The 13129-nt window shown below is 62.9% G+C and carries 8 protein-coding genes and 1 pseudogene; 3 read left to right on the forward strand and 6 right to left on the reverse strand.

The genetic code is table 11. The features are described from left to right. Positions 1–89: 89 nt before the first annotated feature. Together AC6I6L_RS18340 and AC6I6L_RS18345 are read left to right on the forward strand one after the other, a co-directional pair. A complete protein-coding gene (locus AC6I6L_RS18340; RefSeq protein WP_497919216.1) occupies positions 90–1817 on the forward strand; it encodes an inositol monophosphatase family protein in 1728 nt (575 codons plus the stop codon). A gap of 69 nt (positions 1818–1886) precedes the next feature. Beyond that, positions 1887–2828, forward strand: a complete 942-nt coding sequence (locus tag AC6I6L_RS18345) for a DUF7283 family protein (RefSeq protein ID WP_497919217.1) — start codon at positions 1887–1889, stop codon at positions 2826–2828. Positions 2829–2848: 20 nt separating this feature from the next. Here the strand turns inward: AC6I6L_RS18345 and gcvPB are convergent, their stop codons facing one another. Beyond that, entirely contained in the window at positions 2849–4360 is a 1512-nt protein-coding gene (gene gcvPB / locus AC6I6L_RS18350; RefSeq protein ID WP_497919218.1) for an aminomethyl-transferring glycine dehydrogenase subunit GcvPB, read from the reverse strand. Continuing rightward, positions 4357–5694, reverse strand: coding sequence for an aminomethyl-transferring glycine dehydrogenase subunit GcvPA (gene gcvPA, locus AC6I6L_RS18355; protein WP_497919219.1), 1338 nt, complete (start codon positions 5692–5694; stop codon positions 4357–4359). The genes gcvPB and gcvPA overlap by 4 nt, the downstream gene beginning before the upstream one ends. 202 nt (positions 5695–5896) lie before the next feature. Between gcvPA and AC6I6L_RS18360 the strand changes: the two are divergent. After that, a pseudogene (locus AC6I6L_RS18360) lies at positions 5897–6600 on the forward strand (DUF2270 domain-containing protein). Here the strand turns inward: AC6I6L_RS18360 and AC6I6L_RS18365 are convergent. The 4 genes from AC6I6L_RS18365 to AC6I6L_RS18380 all read right to left on the reverse strand — a co-directional run bounded on the left by AC6I6L_RS18365 (position 6601) and on the right by AC6I6L_RS18380 (position 13102). After that, on the reverse strand, positions 6601–7887 hold the full coding sequence (locus AC6I6L_RS18365; RefSeq protein WP_497919220.1) for an AI-2E family transporter: 1287 nt from the start codon (positions 7885–7887) through the stop codon (positions 6601–6603). Between the two features lie 170 nt (positions 7888–8057). After that, a complete protein-coding gene (hmgB, locus tag AC6I6L_RS18370; protein ID WP_497919221.1) occupies positions 8058–9395 on the reverse strand; it encodes a hydroxymethylglutaryl-CoA synthase in 1338 nt (445 codons plus the stop codon). Between the two features lie 116 nt (positions 9396–9511). Further along, positions 9512–11686, reverse strand: coding sequence for a COG1470 family protein (locus AC6I6L_RS18375; protein ID WP_497919222.1), 2175 nt, complete (start codon positions 11684–11686; stop codon positions 9512–9514). A 63-nt stretch (positions 11687–11749) separates the two neighbouring features. Next, a complete protein-coding gene (locus AC6I6L_RS18380; protein WP_497919223.1) occupies positions 11750–13102 on the reverse strand; it encodes an outer membrane protein assembly factor BamB family protein in 1353 nt (450 codons plus the stop codon). Between the last annotated feature and the right edge of the window lie 27 nt (positions 13103–13129).

Consider the following 13129-nt stretch of genomic DNA (forward strand, 5'->3'; position numbering starts at 1 on the left):
CCGGTGGTGATACGCTCTTGAAGTGCATCGATCCGGCTGCGTGGTGTCGACGGCATGAACAGTCCGATGGACACGATACTAATAAAAGTATGGCTTTGAACCTGAGATTAGAAGCCCTCGACCGGCTTCTCGCGTGGGCCGACGATCGGGAGATCGCACTGTCGACGCACGATGTGGGTGACGATATCGCGGATATTCACGACGAGAACCGGGCAACCCTCGGCGTCACGCTCGGCGGCGACGGTACCTTTCTCGAAGGGATCAAATCCTTCGCACCCCGCAACATCCCGCAACTGGGCGTCAATACGGGATCACTCTCCTTTCTCGCCCGCGTCGAACCCGAGGATCTCGAGGCCGCACTCGACGAGACGCTTCGGGGCCGGGCGTCGGTCGACAGCCGCCAGCAGGTCTCGGTTGCCGGACCCGGCATCGACGCGACCGGGATCAACGACGTGATGATCCAGGCGGTCCCCCCGGAGAATCCGATCGATCGCAAGATCACGCAGCTCGACGTTCACGCCGACGACGAGTACGTCGGGGAGTTTGAGGGAACGGGCGTCGCCGTCTCGACGCCGACCGGTTCGACGGGGGTCTCCCTCTCTGCGGACGGTCCCGTCCACTACCCGGTCAACAACCACACGCTCCAGCTCGTCCCGCTTCACACGCACCAGATCGGCGTCCGGCCGGTCGTCTTCTCGCCGGAGACGACCCTCCGGATCACGACCAGAGACCGCGCGAGTCTGCTCGTCGACGGTGGTCGAGCGAACGCGCTTCTCGACGAACGCGACGAGATCGTCGTTACCGGTGCCGATCAGTTGGCTCACGTCGTCCGAACGAGCTACGACGATCACTTTTTCACCGCGATCGTCAAGAAACTCGGCTGGAACGTCCGGGAGGCCGACGAACCGAATCCGGGTTCCGACGGCGAGAGCGTCGCGACGTCCACCCGCAGGCCAGCCACCGTCTCCGGGCCGGCAACTTCCGCCGGGCCGGAGACCGTCTCCCGGGCTGGAGTCGCCGGCGATACCGTCGATCGCGCACGCACGATCGCCAGAGAGGCCGCCCAGGCGGCCGGGGAACCGCTCAGAGAACTCCACGGCCAGGTCGAATCCGTCGACGTCAAAAGCGACAAGTCAGATATCGTCACCGAAGCCGACCAACAGTCCGATCGAATCATTACGACCGTCATCCGAAACGAGTTTCCCGACCACGCGATCTTTTCCGAGGAAAGCAGCCGCGAAACGGGCGGTGACTCGCCGTACACCTGGGTGATCGACCCGCTCGACGGCTCGGGAAACTTCGCCCACGGCAATCCGAACTACTCGATTTCGATCGGTCTCGTCGAGCGAGGCGAGCCGGTGATGGGCGTCGTCTACGTCCCCGAAACCGACGAACTGTTCAGCGCCGTCGCCGGCGGCGAGGCGACGAAAGACGGGACCCGGATCGAGACGACCGATCGGGATCACCTCGAAGAAAGCATGCTGCTCTCGGGGTACGATCCGGACGGCTCGTTCCTCTCGCAATTCTACCAGGAGTCCCGCGGCGTTCGCCGCCTCGGGTCGGCCGCGCTCAACCTGTGCTATCTCGCAAACGGCAGCGCCGACGCGACCTGGGAGTACGACACCCATCCCTGGGACATCGCCGCCGGACTCGTCATCGCCGAGGCCGCCGGTGCCGAGATCACCGACGAAGCCGGCGACCCGTTCGCGTTCGGTCTCGATACCGACGATCGATCGGCGCTGCTCGGCTCGAACGGCTCGCTCCATCCCGCGCTGCTCGAGCACCTCGATACCGGGCTCACACCACCTCGGTCGTGACGGCCAGCAGCCTCCTCTCGCTGACCGCATCGCCGCGCGTTTATATACGATCGCAAGACCAGTGGGACCATGGACTGGGAGGCACCCGTCGACGCGTGGTACGTCTGGCTCGGGGTCGCGATCGTCAGCCTCGCGATGGCTGGACTCGCGCTCGGACTCCCATCGGGACCGCCGCCGGACGCCAACGCGGCCGCGAACACGATCGATCGCGTCGGTGCTAGCCAGTACGACGCCAGCGGCTCCTACGACCACGACGCCGACGAACTGAAAATCGACGGCGCGACGATCGCGATGCGAAACGAGCACGGAACCGATCGGGCGAGCCTGCGATACGCGTCGGTCGTTCCGGTTCGAGAGGGGCGAGAGCACGATCGACTCGTGAATCTCACCTGGGGAGCCCCGTTCGAGGCGGCCTACGACGAAGCGCACGACGAGCGGGGGATACGCAGGGACGAACCGGCAGTCGAGGCGCTTCTGGACGACGCCGTCGGAGCCGCCGAGAACAACACCGGTCAGTGGCACTTCGCAGACGGGACGCTCGCCGTCAGGACGGTTACCGTCGACGCCTACTGGTTCGAGCAGTGGTCTGTGGAATCCGAAGAACGCGATCGCGTGACCGCCGAGATGACCGAGGAACGCGGAATCTATCCGAAGACGGTGACGTTCGAGTACACCGTCTCCGAGCGAACGGAGATCACGTTCGCGGTAGCCCACGAGAACGGCTCGACGATCGACGCGAGGACCCGGTCAGTGTCCGGAACGGGCACTGTCGATATCTCGGTCGATCCGGGCGACTACGAGTTCCTGACGGAGTATCCCGTCAAACCCAGCGTCGAGTATGAGGACGGGGCGGGTCTGCAGGGATCCGGCGTCCTCGATGAGTCGACCGGGCGAGAGACGCTACTCAGTCGAACCGACAGGCCAGGCCCGGATGCGGTCGCCGCCTCGTTTCCCTGGCTCGAGTACGATCGCGAGAGCGACGAGTACCGGATGACGTTCGTCACCGGGTAAGACACAGGCCGTCCCTGTCGCTACTTCTCGTCGTCGACCGCGTGCCAGGACAGACGCGGACTTCGCGCCGCGCTGGTCTGATCGATTCGGCGGGCAGTGGTTCGTTCGGGCGCGTCGGCGAGCGTCGCGTCGTCTTCCGTTGCGACCGCGTTGAACGCGGCGGCGAGTCGATCGAGCGTCGATTTGCTCTCGACCTCGGTCGGTTCGGTCATCAGTGCCTCGGGAACGATCTCGGGCCACTTGGTCGTCGGCGGATGGACGCCGTAGTCGAGCATCCGCTTTGCGACCTCGGCAGCGTCCTGGTCGCCCGCGCTGGCGACGAACTCGTGGTGAAACGGCTCGTAGGGCACGTCGTACTCGATCTGGCTCGCGAGGTAGTTGGCGTTGAGTACCGCCGTGGCGCTGGCATCCGACAGTCCCGCATCGCCCAGCCGTGCGATGTAGGCGAAGGTCTTGACCAGAACGAACCAGTTGCCCTGATAGCCGTGGACCTTGCCGATCGTCTCCGCGGGATCGAACAGTTCGTAGATCGGCTCCGTTTTCGTCCCGGCGTCCTCGCGCTCGCGCACTCTGGGTGCCGGCAGGAACGGGGCGAGTTCGTCCACGACGCCGACGGGTCCGGCACCGGGTCCGCCGCCGCCGTGGGGGGTGGCGAACGTCTTGTGGACGTTGTAGTGCATCGCGTCGAATCCCATGTCGCCGGGTCGAGCGCGCCCGAGGAGGGCGTTCAGGTTCGCCCCGTCGTAGTAGAGCAAACCGCCGACGTCGTGGACCATCGCGGCGATTTCGGTGATGTCGCGCTCGAAGAGACCGAGCGTGTTCGGGTTCGTGAGCATCAACGCGGCCGTGTTCTCGGAGAGCGCCGCCTCGAGTGCCTCGAGATCGACCCGCCCCTCGTCGTCACTCGGCAGCGAAACGACGTCGTACCCGCCGAGTGCGGCCGTCGCGAAGTTGGTCCCGTGGGCGCTCTCGGGGACGATCACTTCGTCGCGGTGGCCCTCACCGTTGTGCTCGTGATAGGCCGCGGCGACGCGGATGCCGACGAACTCGCCGGCCGCGCCCGCCGGTGGCTGCAGCGTGACGGCGTCCATCCCGCCGATCCGGCCGAGATAGTCTTGCAGCCGGTAACAGAGTTCGAGCGTCCCCTGAATCGACCGCTCCGATCGATCGGGGTGGATCGCCGCCGAGGGGAGCGCAGCCACGTCCTCGGTGAACTTCGGGTTGTACTTCATCGTACACGATCCCAACGGATAGGGACCGCTGTCGATCCCGTAGATCATCTGCGAGAGCCGCGTGTAGTGGCGGGCCAGTTCGGGTTCTGAGAGTTCCGGGAGTTCGATCGAATCGCGCGTCAACTCGTCGGGAAGTGGGGAGTCCTCGCCGTCGATCGACACCTCGGTGCGATCTTTCTCGGAGAGCAGCGGTTCGTACTGTCCGTTTTCGACGTACCGGGCCTGATCGTACCGGACCAGACCGGCGTCGTTGCGTTCCGTTCGATCGTCGGAACGTCCGCTGTCGCCGTCGGTCGTCATCGACTCACCTCGCGGAACGCACTGACGAAGGCGTCGATCTTCTCGTCGGGAACGCCGGCAACGCACACCTGAATTCGGTGCTCTCCGACGACGTGGACCGCGAAGCCGCGGGTCTCGAGGTCGTCTGCGATCGCCGGGGCCGGCTGATCGACGTGGGCGACGAACTCCCGAAGGTGGTGTCGGTCGTGGATCGGTGCTTTGACGCCGACGAGGTCGTCGAGTCGCTCAGCGAGGTCCTCGGCGCGCGTGACACCTCGTTTCGCGAGGTCGACCATGCCGGTCGGGCCGAGCGAAGCGGCGTGCATCGCGGTTCGGAGCGCGACCCAGGCCTGATTCGTACAGATGTTACTCGTCGCCCGCTCTCGCCGGATGTGTTGTTCGCGGGTCTGGAGGGTGAGCGTGTAGACGCGGCGATCGGTCGCGTCCTCGCTTGCCCCGACGAGACGGCCGGGGACCTGTCGAAGGTACGCCTCACGGCACGCAAACAGGCCAAGCCCCATCCCGTAGCTTGCGGGCATTCCGAGGACGCTCGCGTCACCGACGACTACGTCGGCACCGACGTCCGCTGGCCGCTGCAGTAGCGAGAGGGCGATCGGGTCCGAGCCGAGGACGAACAGGGCGTCCGTGTCGGCGGCCAGGTCACCGATCTCTGCGAGTCGTTTTTCGATCGTGCCGCGGACGGTCGGGTTCTCGGCGTAGATCATCACGGTCTCGTCGTCGACAGCGGTCGCGAGTGCGTCGTAGTCGACGATGCCGTCGTCGGTCGGATACTCCGCGATCGTGAGGTCGGTACCGGCGACGTAGTTTTCGAGCGTGCTGCGTCGCCCTTCGAGCAGAAGTTCCGGCACGAGGACGCGGTGGCCGCTCGTGTCGCGGACGCGATCAGCGAGCGTTGCCGCCTCACCGAGCGCCGTCGCGGCGTCGTACATCGAGCAGTTTGCGACCTCGAGTCCCGTAAGTTCGACCAGCAGCGACTGGTACTCGAACAGTGCCTGCAGGAATCCCTGGGAGACTTCGGGCTGGTACTGGGTGTAGGAGGTGAGAAACTCCGATCGATCCGCGAGGTGGTCGACGAGCGACGGGACGTAGTAGCCGTAGTGGCCTCGCCCGAGTAGCTCCGTCAGGTCGTCGTTCCGTCCGAGAATCGATCGGACCATCCGCCGCGTTTCCCGTTCCGTTCGCGATTCGATATCGAACTCGTCTTCGAACCGAATCGCTGGAGGGATGTCGAAGAGGTCGTCGACTGTTTCGACGCCGATCGCCTCGAGCATCGCCGCCCGTTCGTCGTCCGTGTGGGGTGCGTACGGGCTCCCCGTCGTATCTGTTCCGTACATACTTAGGTCGGGTCCGGATCCGGGTCGAATGGTCCTCGTACTCCTTGCCCGCGAAATCGCCGCCGACAGCGTTCGATCCGAGACACGTTACTCATGGGTAACGGACAGAGGATAATGAACGCACCCCTTCGCGAACGATCGATGTGATTCGCCTGCAGTCGCCACACGAATTTCGATACGGCCGGTCGAGGGAGGTTCTCAAATGACCAGCGACGGATCCGACCCACCACTCGATCGGGAGGATCAGGAAACCGGTGCGGAAATCGCGACCGACACCGACGACGTTCTCGCCGTGTTGCCCCATTTCTACCGTGGTGAGATCAGCCAGGTGAACAGCGCACAGGACCGGATCGATCGAACGACCGACTGGGCGATCGCGCTGCTGGCAGCGCTGTCGTCGCTGGTCTTTTCGAGTCCCGAAATGCCAGCGTTCCTCCTACTGATCGGTCTGTTTACCCTCTGTATCTTCCTGTTTTAGGAAGTCCGGCGGTACCGCTTTTACGACCACTGGCGCGCTCGCGTTCGATTCGTTCAAGAGAACGTGTTCGCGAACGCCCTCAAACTGGTCGGCGTCGAGCATCCGTACTGGCGCGAGGAACTGAGCGACGATCTCCGGAACCCGACGTTCAAAGTGTCGGCCATGGAGGCGCTGTCTCGGCGCATTCGACGCGTCTACGGGTTGCTATTTGCCGTCACCGGGATCGCGTGGGGGTTCAAGCTCTCCCTGTTTACCCCCGAACAGCGCTGGACGGAGGCAGCTGAATTACCGGGAATACACGGCTATTTCGTCGCTGCCGGACTCGTGATCTTCTTTCTCACCGTGACCACCGTCGCGTTGTTTCCCGGCCAGCGTTGGGCGAAAGGCGGATCCACGCCGTGGATCCGGGTGACTGGAAGAACGACTGATTACGATCCGGAGCCGTCGGTGTTCGTCTGGGTTTTCTGGTCGGACTCCCCGTCGCCCGCTCGGTCGCCCTCGTCCGTCGCCCCGTCAGTCGTCTGCTGTTCGGACGCCGATCGATCGTCCGTCGGCACCCCATCGGCGTCCGCGCCGGATTCGGACCGAATGCCAGTGTCCGGATCGGTGTCGATCGCGGCGTCCCCCTCGGCACCGACGGAGTCGTCGTCCGGTTCGGCGCGGTCCTCGTCGCGGTCGGTGTCCTCGATCGCCGTCGATCGCTCGCGGGCGAACAGATCCAGCGTGATCTTGGCACCGCCGAGGACGACCGGTCCGATAAAGAGACCAACGGCACCGAAGACGATGAGACCGCCGAAGATCCCGACGACGATGATCGCGGAGTTGAACGCCCCCGTTTTTCCGATCAGTGCCGGCCGCAGGTACGTATCGGAAGCGCTGACGAGCGACCCGTAGGCGACGAGGATGGCGGCTGGCACGAACTGACCGATCGCGAGGAGGTAACCCGATACCGGGATCCAGACCCCGAACGCACCGACCAGCGGGAGGAGAGCGAGGACGAACGTCGCGACCGTGAGGAAGACGACTGCGGGAACGTCGAGTAGCGCCAGCCCGATGCCGAGCAGTACGGCCTGGATCGCCGCCACGGCCACGTTGCCGACGACCGAAGCCCACATCAGTTGGTCCAGCCCCGCCAGCAGTTCCCGTTGCAGGTCGTCTTCGATCGGGACGACCTCACGAAGCCACGCCACGAGCTGGTCACCGTCGCGCAACAGCGCAAAAAGGACGAACAATGTCACCGTCAGTCCGATGAGAATGCCGGGCACTCCGGTCACGAACCCGATTCCAGAAGTCGCAAGCCCCTGTAACGCCGTTCCGATCGGCTCCTGGTAGGTTGCGTACAGATCGCCCAGATCGATGGCCATGCCGATCGTTTCGAGTCGTTGCTCGACGTCAGTGGCGTTCAGGGTGCCCTCCTGAATCGCCGTGATGACCTCGAGGGCCTGTCGGAGCGCGATCGCGAGCACGTACATCGTCGGCAGTAAAATCGCCAGAATCGCGACGACGACGAGCAGTAGCGCCGCCACCATCGGTCGCACAATCGTCTCGAGCCGCCGCTGTGCGGGCATGAAAATGTACGCGAGCACGACGCCGAGAAGCACGTACTGAAGGTACGGCAGGATGATCAGCGCCGCGAGGGCGACGCCTACAACCGCGAGTACCGTCAGTCCCGTCCGTTCCGAAACCCACCCTGTCGAAGGGGCATCGTTGACCATAGTCTCACTTGTTCATGCCCATTAAACTATTCCAGGGTCGGACTGGGTTCCGCGATAGCCGACGATCGCTACTGCCGGCCGTCAGCGGTCGGTATCGGTAGAGGGGTCTCGTCGATCGACACCCGTCGACTTGGACGGTAACGCGGTCACTTTCGGTGGCGAAGCGGGCGCTACTCCACGTACCGGTACTTTCGCTCGCCCATTCGGCCCCAGCCGTCGAAAACGAACTCCGCCTCGGGCGTCGTGAACTCCTCGACGTCGACGTCCATCTCGTGGTTGTGAACGTCGTGGATCTCCTCGTAGTCCTCCCAGGAGATATCGTACCGGGCCGCGAGTTGCTCGTCGACGTTCAACGCCTCGATCTCCGCTTCCCATCCCTCCTGGAGGGTTTCAGCGTGAATTTCGGCCTGTGCACCGCTTCCGTAGGAGCCAACGAGGAGTTGCTCGCCGGTCAGGTCCCGCCCGTCTTCCCGCGCCGTCTTGAGTGCGCTCACGCGAGCAACGTGGACGGACCCCGTGTACCAGTTTCCGACCTCGCGCGAGATCGTCAGCGTGGGCTCGATCGTCGCCGCGTACCACTCCTGGTACTGGTCGGTTTCTTTGAGTGCGTCCATGTACTCCCGGACGGCGTCGTGGAACTCCTCTTCGGTCTCGAACGCTTCGGCACGCGGTTGGCGACCGATTTCTTCCGCGAGTTCCTCTTCGATCGCGGTGTCGCGCGTGATGTGGCGGTAGGCGAGCATCGCGGCCTTCCGGACCATGCCGGGGAACGGCGTGTGGAACGGCGCGAACACCAGATCGTCGGGATGGACGTCGCCCGCGACGCTCTCGTAGTCTTCGAGTGCTTCGCGCATCCGTGCGAGATACACCTGCACGGATCGTTTGCCGTCGACGCTCGGGAACTGCTGGTTGGGCTTGAGGAAGTCGGTCTCGTCGGCCGAGCCGTAGCCCTGCTCGGTCGAAAGTTCGACGAGATCGGGGTCTTCGGAGATGTACATCGCGACTGCGCCCGCTCCCTGCGTCGCTTCCCCGGCGTCGCCGCGAGCGTACAGTGCGGTGTCGGTCGCGATCACGAGCGCGCCGCGGCCGCGGTTTCGTCCCGCGCGAATCCAGTTGTAGGCGTCGTCGAGGCTCTGGGTGCCCGCGATGCAGGCGAACTTCCGCTCGCCCTTGTTGGCGTGGTGAAAGTCGCCGTCGTAGACCTGCTCGAGACAGCCTGCGACGTACGTCGAAACCGGTTTCGAGTTGTCGAAGGCGCTCTCCGTCGCGACGTCGATCCGCCCGACATCGTCGGGTTCGAGCCCTTTGCGCTCCATCAACCGATGAGCCGCGTTCGCTCCCATCGTGACGATGTCCTCGTAACTGTCGGGAAACGAACTGGCCGTCAGTCCGAGCCCTTTCGTATATTTCTCCGGGTCTTCACCCTTCGCCGGCGCGAACGTGCCGGGCAAATCCAGTTTGAGATTCCCCGTCCAGATCTCGATCGCATCGATCCCGACTGCTGTCATAGGTGGTGACTATTGCCGGAGCTATATGGTATTGTTGTTTAGTGCTTCGACGATCGTCTATATCACTCCGAACGACCTCGTACGAGTCGATCCGTAATTGACACTCGTGCTGTCAATCACCTGTTCCGAAGTTCGACATCGAGAGTTGCGCTTCCCTGATTGTTGACCGCTGTGACGGTTGCGTCGGGGCCGACCTCCTCCCGGACGGTCTGAATGAACTCCTCATCAACAGTATCGTAGTTGGTCGTATCGAGTAGATCAACCTGTTCGTTGTTGCTGATCTGGTCGGCTGCCCCATCGGAAAGTATGAACTCGTTTCCGTCGACCGTGATATCTGTCGCTCGCCACCAGCCCTGCTCGTCCAGCGAGACATCGAAATCGTAGCTGATGCCGCCGTCTGCCGTTACCGTGAAGTCGGCCACGATTCCATCATTGTTATCGAAGTCTGCACTGGTGGCGAAAACCGTGATATCGGTCCCTTCGACCACGAGTCCGTCCTCGAACTGAGCGGTGTTCGCATTGTCCGCATCGGCCGACACCGTGTACGTGTAGTCACCAGCGTCGAGCGTTCCGATATCGTTGAACTCGACGGTCGTCGTCGTACCGCTGATCTCGGTTGCGTCTCTCGTCTGGTCGTAGACGATCGAGTCATCGTCATCCCGGATCACAAGCTCGACATCGAGATTCTCTGTCTCAACATCGTTGGTCTCTTCAACGATGATTTCGGCTTCGTAGTTGTGTCCGCCGTTCTGGTCGGTGAGGCCGGTGACGTCGGTGATGTCGATGTCCGCCTTCTCGCTCACGACCCTAATATCGTCCCGCGTTGCGGTATCGTTCTCAGTGGCGACGTTCGCCGTGTACTCACCCTCGTCGCCGGATTCGGTTTCCCACGCGAACGTCTGCGTATCGACACCATCCGGATCGAGATCGAACTGCTTCTGGTCACTTATTTCGATACTCCCTCCACTATCCTCGAGATCGAAGGTAACGTCCTGCGTATCGCTTTCGGTACCGACGTTTTTGACTGTCACGTCCACTTCGAGATCATCACCTTCAGCGACAGGCTCGTTCGTCTCGATGTCCGTAATCTCGAAATATGAACTCTCGATCAACTCGATCATAATCGGAATCCGATCGCCGTTTCCGCCGCTAGACGCAAACAGATCGACGTCACCCTCGTCCAAAATATCGAGTGTCGTACTGTTTGTACCGTCCGCCGTCGTTCCGTCACCGTCGGGATCAGTGAACGTGGCGATGGAACTGTCTCCCGTCGCGTACTCGACCGACGCGCCGTCGACTGCGGGATCAGTTTCGATCGCGACGGTCACCTCGTCGCCATCCTGGAACTCTGTAAAGGTACATTCTTCCTCGTCACACGAGACGTCACCATCTGAACTCTCGAATGCAGATGTGTTCCACTCGACGTCGTACGCCCCCCCGCCACCATCGGATCCGTCATCGGCACCCCGTTCCTCACCGATCGTAAAGTCGTCGCTCGAACTGCCACCACTCCCAACGCCGACACGGGCAATCTCAAGTACGAAGTCTTCCTCGAGAACAATCCTTACCTCGCCGTTGCCGCTTGTAGAGTCGTCGTATCTCACGCCGTCAGTTTCGTTGAGTTCTGCCTCCCAACGCTCGACACTGTAGGTCGGTAGCGTAATCTCCGTGTCTTCCTCGAGCGTCTTCGTTCGCACCTGATCGAGCGATTCGATACTTACCGACGCCGTTCCGGCCGTACTTTCTTGGAGTTCCCCGTCAAGGAGAATCAACGAAATTCCTTCGCTGCCGATCAACTGCTGGTCCCCAACCGAAATGTTCGAACCATCGAACTGGTTGTAGACGAACGAGTGTTCGATGACGGTTCGCGGCGCACTGTCGTACTCGTTGTAATCGGGTTCGTACACCAGATACCGAGTTTCGAACTCGTGTTCGCTTCCGTCCGATTCCTCGATCGTCACGTTCGACTCTGACTCGACCGTCCGAATCGTCCCCGTCGGATGTGGCGGGTTAACAGCGGTAAGTCGCGACTCATACTGCGTCCCGAGTTCAATCGGTACTCCCTGTGAGCCGCCCGTCGATCCCGTATTCCGAATCGAATCCCGCAACTCGAGAAGATCGCCCGTCACACGATCGTTGTGGTCGATCTCGACCCGTTGATTCTGTTCGGGAACCGCATTGACCTGATAGAGGGCGAGTGCCGAAAATGCGATCGCAAGCAGGAGGACTGCTCCGATCTGAATCGTCACGGCACGCTCGTCTATCGCGTGCTTGGCCCCCCATCGTGACATACACGAGGATACTCATGATAACGTAAACGCTTATCGGCCACGAAAACCGTATTCCGATCGCAACTATTCGTCCGCGACCAGACAGTAGGCGTGGCCGGGTTGGTCGAGTGTCGTCTCGGTGTCGTCGTCGTAGTTCGAGACTCTGGCGCGCTCGGCGTAGTATATTCGATCGCCGACCGGAACCGGGGCGCTGGTGACGCGGCCGCGGTTCTGGACCCGCCAGCGTCGATCGCCCGTCTCCTTGTCGAGAGCGTACAGGTACGAATCGTAGGAGCCGACGAGCACCGTTTCCGCAGTGACGGTCAGCGCGCCGATGACGCGCCCACCAACGGTAGTCGACCACAGTTCGTCGCCGGATTTCGCATCGATCGCGTAGACGGTGCGGTCGTCGCTCCCCATGTAGACGACATCTGAATCGACGTCGACGGCGGGGTTCGACATGATCGCGCCGTTCGTCTCGAAGAGCCACTCGACCGACCCGTCCTCGAGATCCAGGCAGTAGAAATTCTCGTCCCAGGAGCCGACGTAGCCGTAGCCGTCGTGGGCGGCAGTCGTTCCCTTGATTTCCGCGCCCGCCTGAAACGCGCCGCCCTCTCGCTGCTCGCCGTCGGCGTTGGCCTCGAACGACCAGACGAACTCGAGTTCGGGAAACGTCCAGCAGTAGACGACGCCGTCGTTCGAGCCGACGAGCATCCGGCCCGCCTCGAGATCGATCGTGGGCGACGGATGGGCCTGTCCCCACATTCGATCGTCGCTCCAGGTCGGGTCGCCGGTTTCCGGATCGATCGCCCAGACCGCCGCGGAGGAGGGCGAACCGAACTCGGAGACGACGTACAGCGTCCCGTCGTGGTAGGCGGGGCTCGACCCGATCGCGAGCGCGTTGTCGAGGTCGCCAGACCGAGTCCGCCAGACGAAGTCGCCGCTGTGGAGGTCGAGCGCGTAGAGGTCACCGTCGTAACCGCCGATAAACGCGGTGTCCCCGACGATCGCGGCGGAGCCGTGAAAGCCGAGATCGGTCGCGCCGGTTCGAGTCGACCAGCGGAGTTCGCCTGCAGGCGTGTAGGCGTGGACCCATCCCGAATCGCCGGCGAACAGAACCGTCTCGCCGTCGGGTGCGGGGACTGGACTCGACTTGGCTGCAGTGTGGCCGACGTAGTTGATCGGAAACTGCCAGTCGACGCGGACCGAGTCCGGAACGACGACGTCGGGGTAGTAGCCGAGTCGCTGTAAGCCGCCGTGGAACAGCGACACCTCGTCGGTGTCGTCGATGCGATCGCCCTGGGTGCTCGGAAGGGAGACGCAACCGGCGAATCCCGCCGCCGCGAGCGCGCCCGCACCGCGGAGCAGACGGCGGCGAGACGGAGATTTGGTCGTTCGATCGCGATCCGTCGCTCCACACTGATGCTGCGGTCCCATCGAGAGTTCTATCACTACCAACGGGAG

The organism is Halosolutus sp. DAT137, assembly GCF_059736405.1.